Here is a 19,681-nt window from a genome sequence, read left to right on the forward strand (position 1 = left end):
GCCCAGGAACCCGCGGCAGTGGCCACCGCCACCCCCGCGGAACGCGCCGCGACCGGTCCGCGCGGCCTGTTCACCGGCCGCTACCGGCGCCGCACACTGGTCGTCGGCGCGATCTGGTTCACCGGCTACTTCGTCAACTACGGCGTGACGTCCTGGCTGCCCAGCATCTACAAGGACGAGTACGGCCTCACCCTCTCCGACGCCCTGCTGTACTCCACGGTGACGTCGGTCGCGGGCCTGCTCGGCTGTCTGGTCGTCGCCCTCACCGTGGACGTGCTGGGCCGCCGCCGGATCTTCGCGATCTGCCTCGGCGCCTCGGCCGCGCTCCTGCTCACCCTGGCCGCGCTCGGCGCCGGCACCCCCGCACAGGTCCTGATCTGGACCTCGCTCTCGGCGGTCGGCTTCTTCGGCTCCAACATCTGCCTGTACCTGTACACACCCGAGCTCTACCCGACCCGGATGCGTGCCCTGGGCTGCAGCGTCGGCGGCGCAGTCAACCGGCTGGGCGTGATCCTCGGCCCGATCCTGGTGGGCGTCGTCTACGCGGCCGGCGACAGCGTCGCCGCGGTGTTCGTGATGCTGGGAACGGTGGCCCTGGTGGGCGCCGTGGTGGCGGGAACCCTGGCGGAGGAGACGGCGAACCGGCCGCTGGAGGAGATCTCTCCCTGAGCCCCTGTCCCGGGGCCGCCCGTCGCTACTCCCCCGCCCCGTTCGCCGCCGACTCGTCCGCGATCCGTTCATGGTGGCGGATGACCTCGGCCACGATGAAGTTCAGCAGCTTCTCGGCGAACGCCGGGTCCAGATGGGCACTCCCGGCCAGTTGACGGAGCCGGGCGATCTGGCGGGACTCTCGGGCCGGATCGGCCGGGGGGAGCTGGTGGGCGGCCTTGAGGTGGCCGACCTGCTGGGTGCATTTGAAGCGCTCGGCGAGCATGTGGACAACAGCCGCGTCGATGTTGTCGATGCTCTCGCGCAGCCGGTTCAGTTCGGCGCCTACGGAATCGTCGATGTCGCTCGTGGTCATGGTCAGCGAGCTTAGACGGAGCGGGCTACGGGATGATCGTCGGAGGGTGTTCCGGATCCGGAACACGGTCGCTCCAGCCGCCCGGCACGCTGCGGCCCTGCTGTTCGCGGAAGCGGACCGGGGCCATACCGACGCGGCGGGCGAACAGCCGGGAGAAGTACGCCGGGTCGTCGTACCCCACCCGCCGGGCGACAGCGGCGACGGGCAGGTCCCCGGTGGCCAGGAGCTCCTTGGCGCGGCCCAGCCGGATGGTCAGGAGGTAGTCCTTCGGGCTGCACCCGGCGCCCCGCCGCACCGCCGTGCGCAGTTCGGCGGGCGTCATGCCGTGCCGGGCGGCGTGCTCGGCGACGGAGAACGGCTGGAAGGCGTCACGGGCCAGGGCCTGCAGCACCGGGTCGCCGTCGGGACTGACGTCGGCGCGCGCCCGGCGGAGCGCGACGAGGAGTTCGTGGACGGCCGCCCCCGTCTCCACCTCCAGCAGGGGGTTGCCGCGCCGGGCCGCCCTGACCATCCGGCCCACGGCGGCCCGCGGCGCCGCGGTGTCGGAGAGCGGGACGAGGGGACGGTCCGGCTCGATGTAGCCGAGTTCGGTGTACGTGGTGGTGGCGGGCCCGGTGAAGTCGACGAAGCTCTCGTCCCAGCCGGTGACCGGGTCGGCGCCGTAGTGGTGCGGGGTGCCGGGGGTCAGCCAGATCAGGCTGGGCGCGGTGACGGGCACCCGGCGCCCGTCCGGACCGGCGAACCAACCGCTGCCCGCGTTGATGACGACGGCCACGTGGTGGTCCAGGGTGCGGGGGCCGACGGTCGGCAGCGTGCCGTGCTGCAGGCCCACCCCGAGGCAGACCAGGCCGAGGCGGTGGTGGAGCGGGCTCGGGGTGAAAAAGCGCATCCAGGTGTGGTACATCGGCCTTCGTTCCTCCGTCCGCGACCGTGTGACGTGCGGCGTCGTGTGCTGCGTCCAATCAGCAGTGATCTTTGTCCATGGACCGGCCGCACGCCAGGGGGTGAGGCTGGGCCGTGACATTGCTCCCGGGTTCGCCCGCTCCGTCACACGTACCGCGTTCCGCTCGTACCGGGCCGCGCAGCGCGGCGTTCACGGGACCGCGCGCATCAGGAGAGAACGAGCACGATGGCTGACTTCACCGTGGCGGACGACCACTTCCGGATCGACGGGAAGCCCGCACGGCTGCTGTCGGGGGCCATGCACTACTTCCGGGTGCACGAGGCGCAGTGGGAGCACCGGCTGTCGATGCTGCGGGCGATGGGCCTGAACTGCGTCGAGACCTATGTGCCGTGGAACCTCCACGAGCCGCGGCCCGGCGAGTTCCGGGACGTCGGGGCGCTCGGCCGTTTCCTGGACGCGGTACAGCGGGCCGGTCTGTGGGCGATCGTCCGCCCGGGGCCGTACATCTGTGCGGAGTGGGAGAACGGCGGGCTGCCGGTCTGGGTGACCGGGCGGTTCGGCCGGCGGGTGCGGACCCGGGACGCCGGGTACCTGGACGCGGTGGAGCGGTGGTTCGCCGAGCTGCTGCCGCAGGTGGTGGAGCGGCAGGCCGGCCGCGGCGGTCCGGTGATCATGGTGCAGGCGGAGAACGAGTACGGCAGCTACGGCACCGACGCCGTCTATCTGCGCCGGATCGCGGCGATGCTCGGTGAGTCCGGCGTGAGCGTTCCCCTGTTCACCTCCGACGGTCCCGAGGACCACATGCTCACCGGCGGTTCGGTGCCCGGTCTGCTCGCCACGGCGAACTTCGGTTCGGGCGCGCGCGAGGCGTTCCGGGTGCTGCGCCGCCATCAGCCCGGTGGTCCGCTGATGTGCATGGAGTTCTGGTGCGGCTGGTTCGAGCACTGGGGTTCGCCGCCGGTCCTGCGGGATCCGGCGCAGGCCGCCGACGCGCTGCGGGAGATCCTGGAGTGCGGGGCCTCGGTGAACATCTACATGGCGCACGGCGGGACGAACTTCGCGGGCTGGGCGGGCGCCAACCGTTCCGGGCCGCTCCAGGACGGGGACCTGCTGCCGACGGTGACGTCGTACGACTACGACGCGCCGGTCGACGAGTACGGGCGGGCCACGGAGAAGTTCCACCTGTTCCGGGAGATCCTCGCCGCGTACGCGGACGGGCCGCTGCCCCCGCTGCCCGCCGAGCCCGCCGGCCTGGCTCCGGTACGGGCCGAGCTGACCGAGTGGGCGCCGCTGCCCGACGTCATGGACGCGCTGGGCGACGAGGAGACGGCGGAGTCCGGTGTGCCGCCCACGTTCGAGGAGCTGGGGCTGGACCGCGGCCTGGTGCGGTACCGGGTCGCGGTGCCGGGTCCGCGCGCCCCGTACGCCCTGGGGGTTTCGGGGCTGCGGGACCGGGCGGTGGTGTACGTGGACGGGGTCCGCCGGGGCGTGCTGAGCGAGGTGGACAGCACGCTTGCGGAGCCCGTGGGCGGGCCCGCCGACGTGGAGCTGTGGGTGGAGTCGCTTGGCCGGGTCAACTACGGGCCCCGGCTGGGTGAGCCGAAGGGGATCACCGGGGGTGTGCTGCACGAGCGCCAGTTCCTGCACGGCGTACGGGCGCGGGCGCTGCGGCTCGACGCGTTCGACGGCCCGGCCGCGTTGGAGGGTGTCCCGTTCGTGCCGGTCGACGGGTCCGGGGGAACCGGCCTGTACCGGGGCACGTTCGAGGTCGCCGACGTGTCCGGAACCGGGCATGCGGGCTTCGAACTGCCGGGCTGGACAAGAGGGTTCGTCTGGGTGAACGGGTTCTGCCTCGGGCGCTACTGGGCGGCGGGCCCGCAGCGGACGCTGTACGTGCCGGGTCCGGTGCTGCGGGACGGGATCAACGAGGTGTGGGTGCTGGAGGTGGAGGGTGCGGCGGCTCCGTACGCGGAGCTGGGCCCGGGTGCGCCCGCGCGGGCGCCCGGCCCGGCGGGCGCGGACGTCTGACCGGCCCCGCCCGCCCCGGTCTACAGTGGTGCGGAGTCGAGCGTCGCGAAGTGGGGGTGGGGACGTGGCGGACAGCCCCCAAGGCAGCCCGGTGGTGCACGGTTTCCCGCATCTGGACACCGTCCGCTCCGCGATCACCGCGCTGTACCGCCGCCTGTCGTACGACGGCGTGCACCGCTTCGCCCCGAGCCTCGCCCCCGCCGACGCGGCGTTCGCCGATGCTGACGATCTGCATCTCGGTGCGCAGCGGGTGGCGCGGGCGATGGTGCAGCACCTGCGGCTGCCGGACGCGCGGATGATCGTGGCGTTCCGCGCGATGGAGCACGCGGGAAGTGTCGAACTCGCGGCGGGGCCGGAGTACTTCATCGAGCTGAACGACCGCTTCCGTACGCATCGCCGGGACATCGGCGCCGCGCTGTCGCACGAGGTCATGCATGTGCTGCTGCACCGGCTCGGCCTGGAGTTCCCGGGGACCCGGGACAACGAGATCCTCACCGACACCGCGGCGGCGTATCTGGGGTCGGGCTGGCTGCTGCTGGACGCGTTCCGCCAGGACGCCACGTCCAGCCAGAAGCTCGGCTACCTCACCCCGGAGGAGTTCGGGTACGTGCTGGCCAAGCGGGCACTCGCCTTCGACGAGGATCCCTCGCCGTGGTTCACCAGCCCGCAGGCGTACACCGCGTACACCAAGGGCCGGGCGCAGGCCCTGCGCGAGAGCGCGCAGCCGCCGCTGACGGCCGCGGGCTGGGCGGGCCGGCGCCGGTACGCCAAGGACCGGCGGTACGCCCAGGACCATCCCGGCGCGGCTCCGGTCCCGGGGCCCGCGGTTCCGTACGCCTTCGAGGCGGGCGGGGACGGACTGCGCGTCGCGTTCGCGTGCCCGACGTGCCATCAGCGCAACAGAGTGCCGGTCCGGGGCCGGGTACGGGCGCGGTGCGCGCTGTGCCGGACGGTGCTGGACTGCACCACCTGAGAACGGCCCGCTCCGGGCAAGTGGCCTTGCCGCGCGGCGTATTACAGTCGAAATGTGACAGAAGATCCGATGGCGGCAGCAGCGGGCGGACACCGCCTGTTCGATGCGTTGTACGAGGGTGAGAACGCCGTCGTACGACTGCTCCGCAGCGGTGTGTCCGCCGAGTCGGTGGACGGGGACGGGGCGAGCGCGCTCTATCTCGCGGCGGTGTCGGACCGTCCGGGGGTGGTGCGGCTGCTCCTCGCGGCGGGCGCGGACCCCGACCGGGCCTGTGGTCCGGAGGCGGGCGACCTGCCGCTGTGCGGGGCGGCGTGCGGCGGCCACACGGAGGTGGCCGAGGCGCTGCTCGCGGCCGGGGCGCGGCCGGATCTGCGGGAGCAGTTCGGTTTCACGGCGTTGCGGTGGGCGGTGGGGCTCGGTCACGCACGGACCGCCGAGGTGCTGCTGGCGTACGGCGCCGACCCCTGTCTGCCGGGCCCCGAGGGCGAGTCACCGCTGCTGCTCGCGGCCCGGCGGGGTTCCCTGCCGACCGTCCGCGCGCTGCTGAGCCATGGTGCGGGAGCGGTGGAGGGCGCCGTCGAGGAGGCGCTGGGCGAGGCGCGGCGCATGCTGGACACCGACCTGGAGCAGGAGATGCGGGCGGGCCTGCGGGAGTTGTACGGGGACACTGAAGCGTACGAGGTGGTGGTGCGGCGGACCGTGGTCGACGGCGGCCGGACGCTGACCGTCGAACTCGTCCGCGACGGCCGGCCGGCCGCGGGCCGGGACCAGCAGACGGGGCACGGTGCGATCGCCACGGTCCTGGAGGCGGAGCTGGGCGTGCGCGCCTCCTTCGAGGAACTGGCGCGGCGGGCTCTGCGGTCCGGGGGCCCGGGGCTGGACAACTGGCAGGCCTCGGCCGAGGCGCTGTGCGAGCGCGGCGACGAGGAGACCCGCCAGGCGGCGGCCGCGTGGTGCGCGGCGGAGGAACCGTTGCTGCGGGCGTTCGGCGCGGAGGTGCTGGGGCGGCTGGAGGACAGGTGATACGAGCCCGTCCGGGCGGTAAAAGCAGCCCGTCCGGCGTTTGAGGACGGAAGCGGTGCCGCGGGCGAACCGGGCTGCCGCTCCGTCCCCGAACGCCGGACGGGCTGAGGTGTGACCTGCTAAGCCGCGCGACGACCCCGCGCAGGCGCGCCACCGGAGCGACCGGCACCACCGGTGCCGCGCGAGGCGCCACCCGTCCCGGAACCGCCGGAGCGACCCGCGCCGCCGGAACCGCCGGAGCGACCGGCACCACCGGAACCGCCGGAGCGACCGGCACCACCCGTGCCTGCGGCACCTCCGGCGCGACCCGCGCCGCCCGCACCGCTGCCCCCGGCAGCACCCGCGCCGCCGGCGCCACCGCGCCGGCCCCGGCCGCGGCTGCCCGAGCGGAACCCGCCGCCGGTGCCGGTGCCCGTACCCGTGCCGCCGCCGGTCCGCGTGCGCGGCTTCGGCGGGGTCGGCTGCGGGACCTCGATCACGATCGCGATACCGGACGGTTCGCGCGCCCCGGTGATCCGGGTGAGCTCCTCGTCGCTGGACTTGATCCGGGTGGTGCGGGGGGCGATGCCCGCGTCCTGCATCAGCCGGGTCATCTCCCGCTTCTCCTCGGGCAGCACCAGCGTGACGACGCTGCCGGACTCGCCGGCGCGCGCCGTGCGTCCACCGCGGTGGAGGTAGTCCTTGTGGTCGGTCGGCGGGTCCACGTTGACGACCAGGTCGAGGTCGTCGACATGGATGCCGCGGGCCGCCACGTTCGTCGCGACGAGCACGGTGACCTCACCGGTCTTGAACTGGTCCAGGGTCCGGTTGCGCTGCGGCTGGGAACGCCCGCCGTGCAGCGCGGAGGCCCGTACACCGCTGGCGAGCAGCCGCTTGGCGAAGCGGTCGGCGGCGCGCTTGGTGTCGACGAACATGATCACGCGGCCCTCGCGGGCGGCGATCTTCGTGGCGACGGCCTTCTTGTCGGTCTCGTCGAGCACATGGAGCACGTGGTGCTCCATGGTGGTGACGGCGCCGGCGGACGGGTCGACCGAGTGCACGACGGGGTCGGTCAGGAACATCTTGACCAGCCGGTCGATGTTCTTGTCCAGGGTCGCGGAGAACAGCATCCGCTGTCCGCCTTCCTCGACCTGCTTGAGCAGGGCGACGACCTGGGGCATGAAGCCCATGTCGGCCATCTGGTCGGCCTCGTCGAGGACGGTGATGGCGACGTCGTCCAGGCGGCAGTCGCCGCGCTCGATGAGGTCCTTGAGCCGGCCCGGCGTGGCGACGAGCACCTCGGCGCCGCGGCGCAGCGTGCCGGACTGCTTGCTGATCGACATGCCGCCGACGACGGTGGCCATCCGCAGGTTGACTGCGGTGGCGTACGGCGTCAGCGCGTCGGTGACCTGCTGGGCGAGCTCGCGGGTCGGGACGAGGACGAGCGCCAGCGGCGCCTTCGGCTCGGAGCGGCGACCGGCGGTGCGGGCGAGCAGTGCGAGGCCGAAGGCGAGGGTCTTGCCGGAGCCGGTGCGGCCGCGGCCGAGGATGTCCCGGCCGGCGAGCGAGTTCGGCAGGGTGGCGCCCTGGATCGGGAACGGGTCGGTGACGCCCTGCGCGGCAAGGGTTTTCAGCAGGGCGGCGGGCATGTCCAGCTCGGCGAACGCCTCGACGGCGGGCAGTGCGGGGGTCATGGTTTCGGGCAGGGCGAACTCACCCTGCGGCGGCGTGGCCCTGCGACGGGGAGACGCCTTGCCGGATCCCTTGCCGGAACCCTGTGCGGTTGCCTTTGCCTGGGCCGTGCCACGCCCCCTCGACGGGCGATTGCGGGCGGGACGGTCCTGACGTTCGGAGCGGGTCATACGGAATTGCCCTCCTGGGGGATTCCTGGGAACTACGTGGGACTGCTGGGGACTGTTGGAGAGTTCCGGGGGCTGCGTGGACGTGCGGTCATACCGCCGTGCGCGGCGCGCGGAACGCTCGGGACTCCCGGGGTGCTTCGTCGCACCCGTGCGGGGCGCCGGTCGGCGCCCGTCTTTGCGCTACTTCCCAGGGACAGCACAAGCCGGGACCCGCACCTTCACGGTGCGGGCCCCGGCTGCGAGGTACGCGTCCGGCAATTAGGCCGGGACGATGTTCTCCGCCTGCGGGCCCTTCTGGCCCTGCGTGACGTCGAAGGAGACCTTCTGGCCCTCCTGGAGCTCACGGAAGCCCTGGGTGGCGATGTTGGAGTAGTGGGCGAAGACGTCGGCGCCGCCGCCGTCCTGCTCGATGAAGCCGAAGCCCTTTTCCGAGTTGAACCACTTCACGGTTCCAGTAGCCATGTCATTCTCCTAAAACAGGTGCAGTGCCGGAAATCCGCACTTTACGAATTCCAAGTCGCCGCATTGAGCCCCACCCGGAGAAAGCCGGAAAACAATAAAGCGCCTGAGGAAGCATTCCCGTCAGGCGCACATAAAGTTCATGGGTACCAAAACTGCAACCGGATCACCGTAGCACGATCTGCCGACCAGCGGTGGGACGCGCCGCGCCGTCGGCCGGCGGATTTCGGGGAGATCCCTTGGGGCGTCCGGCCAAGGGGCCTGTCGAAACTGTTCGAACCCGTTCCGCGGACCGTCCCCGGCCGGTTCAGTGACGTGACGCGATGCCGTCCAGGACCATCGAGAGGTACTGGCGGGCGATCTCCTCCGGGCTGTGCAGGCCGCCCGGCCGGTACCAGGACGCGGCGACCCAGACGGTGTCGCGGACGAACCGGTAGGTGAGGCGGATGTCGAGGTCGTCCCGGAAGGTCCGGTCGGCGACGCCTCGCTCCAGGGTGCCGAGCCAGGCCTTCTCGAACTTCTCCTGGGACTCGACGAGGTACTGGAAGCGGGGCTGGGCCGCCAGGTGCCGGGCCTCCTTCTGGTAGATGGCGACGGCCGCACGGTGGCGGTCGATCTCGCGGAAGGATTCGGTGACGAGTGCCTCGATGGTCTCCCGGGGGCCGAGCCCCGCGTCGAGGACGGCGTCGTACCCCTCCCAGAGCTCGTTCAGGAAGGTGGAGAGGATCTCGTCGAGCATCGATTCCTTGGAATCGAAGTGGTAGTAGAGGCTGCCCGCGAGCATGCCGGCCGCGTCCGCGATCCTGCGGACGGTCGTGGCGTTGTATCCCTGGGCGGCGAACACCTCGGCGGCGGTGGCGAGCAGTTCGTCACGGCGCTCGGGCGAGGGGGTCACCTGGGGCTTCTTCTTGGTAGGCACCCGCCCATTCTCCGCCCGGCTGCCGCGGCCCCGGACGGGCCCCGTCCCCGCCGCCCCGCGCGGGCCCGTCAGGGCGCTGTGACCGTCGACCCGTCGTCGTTGCCCCGGCGGATCGTGTGCAGTGGCCGGCCGGGGCGCCAGACCTGGACGACCAGGGTGTCTCCGCCCTCGAGCCCGGTGCGTACGACCTCGGTGAGCTCCACCCGGAAGAGGTGGAAGGGTTCCGGCGGCTTCACCTCGTCGATGAAGCGGGCGAGCAGGTCCGGGTCGGCCACCTCCACCGCGCGTCCCGAGATCCGTACGTCCCCGTCGGCCATCTCGGCGTCGGGGCCCGGGTTGGCCTGCACCGCGAAGCGGGGATCGCGGCGCAGGTCCAGTGCCTTGCGTGAGTTCGGCATCATGCCGAGGAGCGGCTGGTCCAGCCGGAAGTCCACTTCGAGGCCGGTCACGCGGGGCGATCCGTCCTTGCGAACGGTCGCCAGGACGTGGTGCTTGTACTGCTCGAAGCGACGGCGCACGGTGTCGGCGAAGTCCGGTTCGGCGGCCTGGAAGTCCGCCCAGTTCGATGAGGTCATGACCCCATCGAACCCGGGAATCCCGACATCCTCTGTCCGGATTCGCCCCAGCAACGCGATGGACCACCCGGACGGGTGCCGCAGCGGCCCCGGCGTGGTGTGCTGGAAGGGGTGGAGGCCGCCGTCCGGGCGGCAGGGAGGGCCGCTCCCTCTCCGAGGTGAGTTCAGATGGCGATCTTCATGAAGGCGTCGCTGCCGGGTGTGACGACGGACCAGTACGACGCGCTCAACGCGGAACTGGAGTCACTGCCAGGCGACACGTTCGCGGGCTGTCTCTCGCACGTCTGCGTGGCCACCGATTCGGGCATCGAGGTGTACGACCTCTGGGAGTCCCAGGAGGCCATGGACAAGTTCGGCGCGGTGATCATGCCCGTCGCCGAGAAGCAGGGACTGCCCGCCCCGAGTGAACCCCCGGCGGTCTCCCAGGTACACCGCTACTGGGTACCGGGCTCGTAACCCGACACGGTCACCAGCGCCGCGTCGCCCTGGGTCCGCAGCACGCACGACGCCCTGCTCCGCAGCAGCACCGCGTCGTAGCGGCCGAGCCGGACATCCGTACCGTCGATGACGGCACCGTCCTCCAGCGCCACGGCCAGCACCGCCCCGCCCTCCGGAGCCATCAGCCGGAGGGTGCCGCGTACCACCGCCGTCTCGGCCCGGACGCGGTCCCTGCGGTACATCACGTTGAGGTTCACGACCGGGCCCGCCAGCAGCCGGCCGTCCGTCCCCACGTCACCCGGGAAGTCGTGCGGCCAGTACGGCTCGTCGACGATGTGGTGCTCACCGTCCACCATCAGGTCCATCCCGGCCCCCTCCACCACCGTCAGGGTCCGGTCGACGCCCGGGAACACGGAGAACGGACCGTCCGCGGCCACGTCCGCCAGGCTGACCCGCCAGTCGAAGTCGCCGGTCGTGGTGCCGGGGGACGCGGCGATCTCGCGGGTCGTGCCCCCGCCGTTCCGCCACGCCACAGGTGTGCGGCCGGCGGCACGCAGGATCCGGAACGCCTCGGCGGTCATCAGGGGGGGCTCCGATCGTCGGCGGTGAGGAACCCCGAGCCTAGACCGCTCCCCCGGGTTCGCTATCTTGATCGCCGCCGCCCCCACCGGCCTCTGTTCGCACCCCCGATGAAGGAGCCGGCCATGGAGGCCGCCGTCACTACGTGCTATCGCCACCCCTCGTACGAGACGTATGTGAGCTGCACCCGCTGCGAACGCTTCATCTGCCCCGACTGCATGCGTGAGGCGGCCGTCGGCCATCACTGCGTGGAGTGCGTGAAGGAGGGGCAGCGCTCGGTGCGGCAGGCGCGGACGGTGTTCGGCGGTGCGGCGGCACGGAACGCGGTGCCGCTCGTCACGTATGTGCTGATGGGCCTCAACATCCTGGTGTACCTGGGCGAGCTGGTCCGTCCGGGGATCGTCGACCGGTTCGCGATGACGGGTGCCGGGCTGACCGGCCCGGACGGCAGCCAGTACGTCTACGTGGACGGGGGTTTCCCGGGGTTCGACGTGATCGGCGTGGTGGACGGTGAGTGGTACCGGCTGCTGACCGGGGCCTTCCTGCACCTGCCGCCGGGCGAGTCCACCCTCGGATCGCTGCCGTTCGGGGTACTGCACATCCTCTTCAACATGTACGCGCTGTGGAATCTGGGCCGGGTCGTCGAGCAGGAACTGGGCCGGGTCCGGTATCTCGCGCTGTATCTGCTGTCCGCGCTGGGCGGTTCGGTGCTGCTCTACCTGATCGCGCCGCTCGACTCCGCGGTGGGCGCTTCGGGGGCGGTCTTCGGTCTCGCGGCGTCGTTCTGGGTCATCAACCGGCGGCTGGGCCGGGACATGCGGGCGGTGAACCGGTTCCTGGCCGGGTTCCTGGTCTGGATGGTGATCTCGGCGGCCTTCACCTCGTGGCAGGGGCATCTGGGCGGCCTGCTGACCGGTGCGGTCGTCACGGTCGTCTACGCGTACGCCCCGGCGCAGCGCCGTACGCCGGTGCAGGCGGCCGGGTGTGTGGTGCTGCTGGCCGTGCTGGTGCTGCTGGTGGTCCTCAAGAGCTCGGCGCTGACGGGCTGAGCGGCATCGGGTGCCCGGTCTGACACGATGCCCGCATGCGGAATGATCACTCCGCGCCGGGCGCCGTGCGTTCCGGTGCGGTCACCCTGGTGCGGCGGCTGCATCCTCTGGACTGGCTGGCGGGCGGGCTACTCGTCCTGGGGCTGGCCGCCGCGGCGACCGGACTGCTGCCCGCCGGGGCGGCGGCCGACCAGATGCGGCGTATCGGGCCGCTGCTGGCGTTCCTGGCCACCGTGATCGTGCTGGCGGAACTGGCGGGCCGGGCGCAGGTCTTCGATGTGGTGGCGGCCTGGGTGGCGCGCGCGGGGCGGGGCCGCTATCCCCTGCTCTTCGGGCTCTGCGTGGTGTTCGCCTCGCTGACCACGATCACCCTGAACCTGGATACGACCGCGGTCCTGCTCACCCCCGTGATGCTGGCACTCGGTACCCGGGTGGGCATCGCGGCCCTGCCGTTGGCGATGACGACGGTGTGGCTGGCCAATACGGCGAGTCTGCTGCTGCCGGTGTCGAACCTGACCAATCTGCTGGCGGCGGACCGGGTGGCGCTGTCGCCGGCCGGTCTGGCCGGCGTGATGTGGCTGCCCCAGCTGGCCGCGATCGGGGTGACGGCGGGGTGCCTGTGGGTGTTCTACTGGCGCCGCGGCCGGCGCGGCGCGGACCGCTACACCCCGCCCGCGCTGCCCGTGCCCGGTGACCCGGTGCTGCTGAGGATCTGCGCGGTGGCGTGCGTCGGATTCCTGCTGGCGATCCTGCTGCTGGACGTGCCGTTGTGGTCGGCCTCGCTGGTCGCGATGGTGGTCGTGGTGGCGGCCTATGCGGTGCGCCGCCGGGAGGAGCTGCGCCTCTCGCTGGTCCCGTGGCGGCTGCTGGTGCTGGTGCCGGGGATGTTCCTGGTCGTGGAGACGGTCGGCGCGCACGGGCTGCACGAGCTGCTGGTGCGCGCGCTCGGCTCGGACGACGGCTTCGCGGGCATGCTGCGTTCGGCCGGGGTGGGTGCCGGGCTGTCGAACGTGCTGAACAACCTGCCGGCGTACGTGGCGGGCGAGGCGGTCATCCCCGCGGACAACCACCACCAGCTGCTGGCCCTGCTGATCGGGGTCAACGCGGGGTCCGTCGTCACGCCGTGGGGTTCGCTGGCGACGTTGCTGTGGTTCGAGCGGTGCCGCTGGCAGGGGACGCGGATCGATGTGCGGCGCTTCGTCCTGACCGGTCTGGTGCTGTCGGTGACGGCGGTGTCCGCCGCCACCTGCGCGCTGGCTCTGGTCACCTGAGGAGCGGGGCGGCGACCTGCCCCTGGATGCGCCACGGCGCCTGCCGAATCGTCCGGTCGGGGACGGGCAGGCGCCGCGTTCAGTTCCGTACGCCGTTGTACGGGACGTCTGTGTGCCGTGATCAGACCGTCAGGGAACGGTCCGTCGGGCGGATCGGGGCCGGCAGTGCGCTGGCTCCGGTCAGGAAGCGGTCCACGCCGCGTGCCGCGGAGCGGCCCTCGGCGATGGCCCACACGATGAGGGACTGGCCGCGGCCGGCGTCACCGGCGACGAACACGCCGTCGACGTTGGTGGCGTAGTCGTCGTCACGGGCGACGTTGCCCCGTGCGTCGAGCTCCAGACCGAACTGCTGGACCAGGCCGTTGGCCTGGTCCGTGCCGGTGAAGCCCATCGCGAGGGTGACCAGCTGTGCGGGGATCTGCCGCTCGGTGCCGGGCTTCTGCTCCAGCTTACCGTCCTTGAACTCCACCTCGACGAGGTGGAGGGCAGCCACGTTGCCGTCCTCGTCGCCCTCGAAGTGAGTGGTCGAGACGGAGTAGACGCGCTCGCCGCCCTCCTCGTGTGCGGAGGTGACCTTGTAGAGCATGGGGAAGGTCGGCCAGGGCTGGTTGGCGTTCCGGTCCTCGCCCGGCTGCGGCATGATCTCCAGCTGGGTGACGGAGGCCGCACCCTGCCGGTGGGCGGTGCCGACGCAGTCGGCGCCGGTGTCGCCGCCGCCGATGACGACGACGTGCTTGCCCTCGGCGGTGATCGGGGAGACCGTCAGGTCGCCCTCCTGCACCTTGTTGGCGAGCGGCAGGTACTCCATCGCGAAGTGCACGCCGTTCAGCTCGCGGCCCGGGACGGGCAGGTCGCGGGAGACGGTGGCGCCGGCGGCGATGACGACGGCGTCGTAGCGGCGCCGCAGCTTCGCGGCGTCGACGTCCTTGCCGACCTCGACCTCGGTGCGGAACTTGGTGCCCTCCGCGCGCATCTGCTCGATGCGGCGGTTGATGTGCGACTTCTCCATCTTGAACTCGGGGATGCCGTACCGGAGGAGTCCCCCGATGCGGTCCGCGCGCTCGTAGACGGCGACGGTGTGGCCGGCCCGGGTCAGCTGCTGGGCGGCGGCCAGTCCGGCCGGGCCGGAGCCGATGACGGCCACGGTCTTGCCGGAGAGGCGCTCGGGCGGCTGCGGGGTGACGTCGCCGCGGTCCCACGCCTGGTCGATGATGGAGACTTCGACGTTCTTGATGGTGACGGCCGGCTGGTTGATGCCGAGCACGCACGCCGACTCGCACGGAGCCGGGCAGAGCCGCCCGGTGAACTCCGGGAAGTTGTTCGTGGCGTGCAGGCGCTCGGACGCGGCGGTCCAGTCCTCGCGGTAGGCGTAGTCGTTCCACTCGGGGATGAGGTTTCCGAGCGGACAGCCGTTGTGGCAGAACGGGATGCCGCAGTCCATGCAGCGGCCGGCCTGCTTGCTGATGATCGGGAGCAGCGAGCCCGGAACGTAGACCTCGTTCCAGTCCTTGACGCGCTCGCCGACGGGGCGGGTCTTGGCGACCTCGCGGCCGGTGGTCAGGAAGCCCTTGGGGTCAGCCATTGGTCGCCGCCTCCATCATCTTCTCGGTGGTCTCCTGCTCGGAGAGACCGGCGAGCTCAGCGGCGTCCTTGGCGGCGAGCACTGCCTTGTAGGTGGACGGGATGATCTTGCTGAACCGGGCCACCGCGGTGTCCCAGTCGGCCAGCAGCTTCTCGGCGACCGTGGATCCGGTCTCCTCCTGGTGGCGGCGCACGACGTCGTGCAGCCACTGCCTGTCGGTGTCGGAGAGTTCCTCGACGGCGCCGAGGTTCCCGACGTTGACGTTGTCGCGGTTCAGGTCGATGACGTACGCGACACCGCCCGACATGCCGGCCGCGAAGTTGCGTCCGGTCTCGCCGAGGACGACGGCGTGTCCGCCGGTCATGTACTCGCAGCCGTGGTCGCCCACGCCTTCCGAGACGACCGTGGCGCCGGAGTTGCGGACGCAGAACCGTTCACCGGTGCGGCCGCGCAGGAACAGTTCGCCGCCGGTGGCGCCGTAGGCGATGGTGTTGCCCGCGATGGTGGAGTACTCGGCGAGGTGGTCGGCGCCGCGGTCCGGACGGACGACGACGCGGCCGCCGGAGAGGCCCTTGCCGACGTAGTCGTTGGCGTCGCCCTCCAGGCGCAGCGTCACACCGCTGGGGAGGAAGGCGCCGAAGGACTGGCCCGCGGAGCCGGTGAAGGTGATGTCGATGGTGTCCTGGGGCAGGCCCGCACCGCCGAACTTCTTCGTGACCTCGTGACCGAGCATCGTGCCGACGGTGCGGTTGATGTTGCGGATCGCGATCTGCGCGCGGACCGGCTGGGCGGACTCGGCGCTGTCGGCGTTCAGGGCGTCGGCGGCGAGCTTGATGAGCTCGTTGTCGAGGGCCTTGGCCAGACCGTGGTCCTGCTCGGCGATCTGGTGCCGGGCGGCGCCTTCGGCCAGCTCGGGGACGTAGAACAGCGGCTTGAGGTCGAGGCCCTGGGCCTTCCAGTGCGTGATCGCACGGTCGGTGTCCAGGAGCTCGGCGTGGCCGACGGCCTCTTCGATCGTACGGAAGCCGAGCTCGGCGAGGATCTCGCGGACTTCCTGGGCGATGAACTCGAAGAAGTTGACGATGTACTCGGCCTTGCCGGAGAAGCGGTCGCGCAGGACCGGGTTCTGGGTGGCGATGCCGACCGGGCAGGTGTCGAGGTGGCAGACGCGCATCATGACGCAGCCGGAGACGACGAGCGGCGCGGTCGCGAAACCGAACTCCTCGGCGCCCAGCAGTGCGGCGATGACGACGTCGCGGCCGGTCTTGAGCTGGCCGTCGGTCTGCACGACGATGCGGTCGCGCAGGCCGTTGAGGAGCAGCGTCTGCTGGGTCTCGGCGAGGCCGAGCTCCCAGGGGCCGCCCGCGTGCTTCAGGGAGGTGAGCGGGGAGGCGCCCGTTCCGCCGTCGTGGCCGGAGATGAGGACGACGTCCGCGTGCGCCTTGGAGACACCGGCGGCGACCGTGCCGACACCGACCTCGGAGACCAGCTTCACGTGGATGCGGGCCGCCGGGTTGGCGTTCTTGAGGTCGTGGATCAGCTGAGCCAGGTCCTCGATGGAGTAGATGTCGTGGTGCGGCGGCGGGGAGATCAGACCGACACCCGGGGTGGAGTGCCGGGTCTTGGCGACCCACGGGTAGACCTTGTGGCCGGGCAGCTGGCCGCCCTCGCCGGGCTTGGCGCCCTGCGCCATCTTGATCTGGATGTCGTCCGCGTTGACCAGGTACTCACTGGTGACACCGAAGCGGCCGGAGGCGACCTGCTTGATGGACGAGCGGCGGGCCGGGTCGTAGAGCCGGTCGGCGTCCTCGCCGCCCTCACCGGTGTTGGACTTGCCGCCCAGCTGGTTCATGGCGATGGCGAGGGTCTCGTGCGCCTCGCGGGAGATCGAGCCGTACGACATGGCGCCGGTGGAGAAGCGCTTGACGATGTCGGCCACGGACTCGACCTCGTCGATGTCGATGGCCTCGCGGTCCGAGGCGAAGCCGAAGAGTCCGCGGAGCGTCATCAGGCGCTCGGACTGCTCGTTCACCCGGTCCGTGTACTTCTTGAAGATGTCGTACCGGCGGTTGCGGGTGGCGTGCTGGAGGCGGAAGACCGTCTCCGGGTCGAACAGGTGCGGCTCGCCCTCGCGGCGCCACTGGTACTCGCCGCCGATCTCCAGCGCGCGGTGCGAGGCGGAGATGCCGGAGGCGGGGTAGCCCTTGGCGTGCCGGGCGGCGACCTCCTTGGCGACGACGTCGAGGCCGGCGCCGCCGATCTTGGTGGCGGTGCCGTTGAAGTACTGCGCGACGAAGTCCTCGTCGAGGCCGACGGCCTCGAAGACCTGGGCGCCGCGGTAGGAGGCGACGGTGGAGATGCCCATCTTGGACATGACCTTGAGGACGCCCTTGCCCAGCGCGTAGATGAGGTTGCGGATGGCCTGTTCGGCCTCGATGCCCTCGATGAACGTGCCGGCTCGGACGAGGTCCTCGACGGACTCCATGGCCAGGTAGGGGTTGACCGCGGCGGCGCCGTAGCCGATCAGCAGGGCGACGTGGTGGACCTCGCGGACGTCACCGGCCTCGACCAGCAGGCCCACCTGGGTGCGCTGCTTGGTGCGGATGAGGTGGTGGTGGACGGCCGAGGTGAGCAGCAGCGACGGGATCGGCGCGTGCTCGGCGTCGGAGTGCCGGTCGGACAGGACGATCAGGCGGGCGCCGTCCTCCATGGCGGCGTCGACCTCGGTGCAGATCTGCTCGATCCGCGCGGCGAGTGCCTCGCCGCCGCCGCCGACCCGGTAGAGGCCGGAAAGCGTGGCGGCCTTCATGCCCGGCATGTCGCCGTCGGCGTTGATGTGTATGAGCTTGGCCAGCTCGTCGTTGTCGATCACCGGGAAGGGCAGCGTGACGCTGCGACATGCCGCGGCGGTCGGCTCCAGGATGTTGCCCGCGGGGCCCAGCGTGGAGCGCAGCGAGGTGACGAGCTCCTCGCGGATGGCGTCCAGCGGCGGGTTGGTGACCTGGGCGAACAGCTGGGTGAAGTAGTCGAAGAGCAGCCGGGGGCGCTCGGAGAGCGCGGCGATCGGCGAGTCCGTGCCCATGGAACCGAGGGGTTCGCCGGCGGTGCGGGCCATCGGGGCGAGGAGGACGCGGAGCTCTTCCTCGGTGTAGCCGAAGGTCTGCTGGCGGCGGGTGACGGAGGCGTGGGTGTGGACGATGTGCTCGCGCTCGGGGAGGTCCTCGAGCTCGATCTCGCCGGTTTCCAGCCATTCCTCGTACGGGTTCTCGGCTGCGAGGGACGCCTTGATCTCGTCGTCCTCGATGATGCGGTGCTCGGCGGTGTCGACGAGGAACATCTTGCCGGGCTGGAGGCGGCCCTTGCGGACGACCTTGGCGGGGTCGATGTCCAGGACGCCGACCTCGGAGGAGAGCACGACGAGGCCGTCGTCGGTGACCCAGTAGCGGCCGGGGCGCAGACCGTTGCGGTCGAGGACCGCGCCGACCTGGACGCCGTCGGTGAAGGTGACGCAGGCCGGGCCGTCCCAGGGCTCCATCATCGTGGAGTGGTACTGGTAGAAGGCGCGCCGGGCCGGGTCCATGGAGTCGTGGTTCTCCCACGCCTCGGGGACCATCATCAGGACCGAGTGCGGCAGCGAACGGCCGCCGAGGTGGAGGAGCTCCAGGACCTCGTCGAAGGAGGCCGAGTCGGAGGCGTCCGGGGTGCAGACGGGGAAGATCCGGTCGAGCTTCGCCTCGCCGAAGAGGCTGGAGGCGAGCTGGGACTCGCGGGCCTTCATCCAGTTGCGGTTGCCCTTGACCGTGTTGATCTCGCCGTTGTGCGCGACGAAGCGGTACGGGTGGGCGAGCGGCCAGCTCGGGAAGGTGTTGGTGGAGAAGCGGGAGTGGACCAGCGCGACCGTGGTGGCGAAGCGGCGGTCGGAGAGGTCCGGGAAGAACGGCTCCAGCTGCCCGGTGGTGAGCATGCCCTTGTAGACGATCGTGCGGGCGGAGAGCGACGGGAAGTAGACCCCGGTCTCACGCTCGGCGCGCTTGCGCAGCACGAAGGCCTTGCGGTCCAGGACGATGCCGGTGCTCTCGCCGTCCGCGACGAAGAGCTGGCGGAACTCGGGCATGGTGGCGCGGGCGCCGTTGCCGAGGATGTCGGGGGTGACCGGGACCTCGCGCCAGCCGAGGACCTTGAGGCCTTCTTCGGCGGCGATCTTCTCGAGGTTGCGCACGGCCTCGGTGGAGTCGTCCGCGGGCAGGAAGGCGATGCCGACGGCGTAGGCGCCGGCCTCGGGGAGCTCGAAGGTGACCTCTTCGCGCAGGAAGGCGTCCGGGACCTGGAGCAGGATTCCGGCGCCGTCACCGGAGTCGGGCTCGGATCCGGTGGCTCCGCGGTGTTCGAGGTTGCGCAGTACGGTCAGCGCCTGCTCGACCAGCTCGTGGCCGGCCACACCGGTCAGAGTGGCTACGAACCCCACGCCACAGGCGTCGTGCTCGTTGCGGGGGTCGTACATCCCCTGCTGGGCGGGGCGACCGTCCATGGGCGACCAGGCGTCGGTGCGCATCGGCTCTCCCGTCGTCGTCGTGGCATTTTCAGTGCCGAGGGACGACGTTGGCCCTCTGCGAAATTTCGTGCAGATTACATGATGGGACGCTTCTCAAAAAGCGGATAGCTCGTTCCAACATACGGACACCGCCGTGACGGTGAAGGGGGTCGCAGTCGGAAGATCGGCGCCCGGGAGACCGCAGAGAGCAGGCGTCGTTGCCTGCGGTGTCTACGGCTCATGCCCGGCGGCAAAGGAAACGAAACCGCCGGGTAACGACTACTTATGTGTAGCCCTGCATAGAGTCTCATTTTACGTCGCGTACGGGCGATCCGCCCAGTGGCCGTGGTCAGGACGTATGTCACACGGGTGGCGCACACGTTACGGCCGCGCCCGCGATGGTCGGCGCACAGGCAGCGGCGCCCGGGGCGTTCGGATCCAAGGCGGAGGAGGGAGCGGCGGCGGAGTCCTCGCGACCGGCGACG

Annotated in this window: 16 protein-coding genes; 7 read left to right on the top strand and 9 right to left on the bottom strand. The window is 71.3% G+C overall.

From position 1 onward, the window contains the following. On the top strand, positions 1-669 hold a 669-nt coding region (locus JGS39_RS14090; RefSeq protein ID WP_219569308.1), incomplete at its 5' end, for an MFS transporter. A 25-nt stretch (positions 670-694) separates the two neighbouring features. On the opposite strand, the gene JGS39_RS14095 is transcribed toward JGS39_RS14090, so the two are convergent. Then, positions 695-1,024, bottom strand: a complete 330-nt coding sequence (locus JGS39_RS14095; protein WP_219569310.1) for a chorismate mutase — start codon at positions 1,022-1,024, stop codon at positions 695-697. 25 nt (positions 1,025-1,049) lie between these two features. Further along, positions 1,050-1,928 (bottom strand): helix-turn-helix domain-containing protein, encoded by an 879-nt coding sequence (locus tag JGS39_RS14100; RefSeq protein ID WP_219569312.1) that lies wholly within the window; start codon positions 1,926-1,928, stop codon positions 1,050-1,052. A gap of 225 nt (positions 1,929-2,153) precedes the next feature. Between JGS39_RS14100 and JGS39_RS14105 the strand changes: the two genes are divergently transcribed. From JGS39_RS14105 to JGS39_RS14115, 3 genes are all read left to right on the top strand, one after another. Further along, positions 2,154-3,956, top strand: coding sequence for a glycoside hydrolase family 35 protein (locus tag JGS39_RS14105; protein ID WP_219569314.1), 1,803 nt, complete (start codon positions 2,154-2,156; stop codon positions 3,954-3,956). A gap of 64 nt (positions 3,957-4,020) precedes the next feature. Beyond that, complete coding sequence (locus tag JGS39_RS14110; RefSeq protein WP_219569316.1) at positions 4,021-4,929, top strand: hypothetical protein; 909 nt, start codon at positions 4,021-4,023, stop codon at positions 4,927-4,929. A gap of 54 nt (positions 4,930-4,983) precedes the next feature. Beyond that, entirely contained in the window at positions 4,984-5,952 is a 969-nt protein-coding gene (locus tag JGS39_RS14115) for an ankyrin repeat domain-containing protein (RefSeq protein WP_308120409.1), read from the top strand. Between the two features lie 119 nt (positions 5,953-6,071). On the opposite strand, the gene JGS39_RS14120 is transcribed toward JGS39_RS14115, so the two are convergent. The 4 genes from JGS39_RS14120 to JGS39_RS14135 form a co-directional block, all read right to left on the bottom strand. Further along, complete coding sequence (locus JGS39_RS14120; protein WP_219569318.1) at positions 6,072-7,793, bottom strand: DEAD/DEAH box helicase; 1,722 nt, start codon at positions 7,791-7,793, stop codon at positions 6,072-6,074. Between the two features lie 258 nt (positions 7,794-8,051). After that, positions 8,052-8,255, bottom strand: coding sequence for a cold-shock protein (locus JGS39_RS14125; protein WP_015607926.1), 204 nt, complete (start codon positions 8,253-8,255; stop codon positions 8,052-8,054). A 304-nt stretch (positions 8,256-8,559) separates the two neighbouring features. Continuing rightward, on the bottom strand, positions 8,560-9,171 hold the full coding sequence (locus JGS39_RS14130; RefSeq protein ID WP_219569320.1) for a TetR/AcrR family transcriptional regulator: 612 nt from the start codon (positions 9,169-9,171) through the stop codon (positions 8,560-8,562). Between the two features lie 68 nt (positions 9,172-9,239). Then, positions 9,240-9,746, bottom strand: a complete 507-nt coding sequence (locus JGS39_RS14135) for a pyridoxamine 5'-phosphate oxidase family protein (RefSeq protein WP_219569322.1) — start codon at positions 9,744-9,746, stop codon at positions 9,240-9,242. Between the two features lie 168 nt (positions 9,747-9,914). On the opposite strand from JGS39_RS14135, the gene JGS39_RS14140 reads away from it, so the two are divergent. Continuing rightward, positions 9,915-10,202: a hypothetical protein gene (locus JGS39_RS14140; protein ID WP_219569324.1), complete on the top strand. Its 288-nt coding sequence runs from the start codon at positions 9,915-9,917 to the stop codon at positions 10,200-10,202. Here JGS39_RS14140 and JGS39_RS14145 read toward each other — a convergent pair. Then, entirely contained in the window at positions 10,181-10,765 is a 585-nt protein-coding gene (locus JGS39_RS14145; protein ID WP_219569326.1) for a HutD/Ves family protein, read from the bottom strand. The two genes, JGS39_RS14140 and JGS39_RS14145, sit on opposite strands and share 22 nt — an antisense overlap. A 123-nt stretch (positions 10,766-10,888) precedes the next feature. On the opposite strand from JGS39_RS14145, the gene JGS39_RS14150 reads away from it, so the two are divergent. Together JGS39_RS14150 and JGS39_RS14155 are read left to right on the top strand one after the other, a co-directional pair. Next, positions 10,889-11,812 (top strand): rhomboid family intramembrane serine protease, encoded by a 924-nt coding sequence (locus tag JGS39_RS14150; RefSeq protein ID WP_219569328.1) that lies wholly within the window; start codon positions 10,889-10,891, stop codon positions 11,810-11,812. Between the two features lie 35 nt (positions 11,813-11,847). Next, positions 11,848-13,083 (top strand): ArsB/NhaD family transporter, encoded by a 1,236-nt coding sequence (locus JGS39_RS14155; RefSeq protein ID WP_219569330.1) that lies wholly within the window; start codon positions 11,848-11,850, stop codon positions 13,081-13,083. Positions 13,084-13,204: 121 nt separating this feature from the next. Here JGS39_RS14155 and JGS39_RS14160 read toward each other — a convergent pair whose 3' ends face one another. Next, positions 13,205-14,665 (bottom strand): glutamate synthase subunit beta, encoded by a 1,461-nt coding sequence (locus JGS39_RS14160; protein ID WP_219569332.1) that lies wholly within the window; start codon positions 14,663-14,665, stop codon positions 13,205-13,207. Then, on the bottom strand, positions 14,658-19,217 hold the full coding sequence (gene gltB, locus JGS39_RS14165) for a glutamate synthase large subunit (RefSeq protein ID WP_219569334.1): 4,560 nt from the start codon (positions 19,215-19,217) through the stop codon (positions 14,658-14,660). Before gltB ends, JGS39_RS14160 begins: the two co-directional genes overlap by 8 nt. Positions 19,218-19,681 lie beyond the last annotated feature (464 nt).

It is taken from the genome of Streptomyces poriferorum, from assembly GCF_019399235.1.
Lineage (GTDB): Bacteria > Actinomycetota > Actinomycetes > Streptomycetales > Streptomycetaceae > Streptomyces > Streptomyces poriferorum.

What these genes read in the sequence shown, in the direction of transcription:
- JGS39_RS14105 (WP_219569314.1), top strand. Translation starts at nt 2,154, where the DNA reads ATGGCTGACTTCACCGTGGCGGACGACCACTTCCGGATCGACGGGAAG.
- JGS39_RS14145 (WP_219569326.1), bottom strand. Translation starts at nt 10,765, where the DNA reads ATGACCGCCGAGGCGTTCCGGATCCTGCGTGCCGCCGGCCGCACACCT.
- JGS39_RS14095 (WP_219569310.1), bottom strand. Translation starts at nt 1,024, where the DNA reads ATGACCACGAGCGACATCGACGATTCCGTAGGCGCCGAACTGAACCGG.
- JGS39_RS14140 (WP_219569324.1), top strand. Translation starts at nt 9,915, where the DNA reads ATGGCGATCTTCATGAAGGCGTCGCTGCCGGGTGTGACGACGGACCAG.
- JGS39_RS14135 (WP_219569322.1), bottom strand. Translation starts at nt 9,746, where the DNA reads ATGACCTCATCGAACTGGGCGGACTTCCAGGCCGCCGAACCGGACTTC.
- JGS39_RS14125 (WP_015607926.1), bottom strand. Translation starts at nt 8,255, where the DNA reads ATGGCTACTGGAACCGTGAAGTGGTTCAACTCGGAAAAGGGCTTCGGC.
- gltB (WP_219569334.1), bottom strand. Translation starts at nt 19,217, where the DNA reads ATGCGCACCGACGCCTGGTCGCCCATGGACGGTCGCCCCGCCCAGCAG.
- JGS39_RS14150 (WP_219569328.1), top strand. Translation starts at nt 10,889, where the DNA reads ATGGAGGCCGCCGTCACTACGTGCTATCGCCACCCCTCGTACGAGACG.
- JGS39_RS14120 (WP_219569318.1), bottom strand. Translation starts at nt 7,793, where the DNA reads ATGACCCGCTCCGAACGTCAGGACCGTCCCGCCCGCAATCGCCCGTCG.
- JGS39_RS14160 (WP_219569332.1), bottom strand. Translation starts at nt 14,665, where the DNA reads ATGGCTGACCCCAAGGGCTTCCTGACCACCGGCCGCGAGGTCGCCAAG.
- JGS39_RS14100 (WP_219569312.1), bottom strand. Translation starts at nt 1,928, where the DNA reads ATGTACCACACCTGGATGCGCTTTTTCACCCCGAGCCCGCTCCACCAC.
- JGS39_RS14155 (WP_219569330.1), top strand. Translation starts at nt 11,848, where the DNA reads ATGCGGAATGATCACTCCGCGCCGGGCGCCGTGCGTTCCGGTGCGGTC.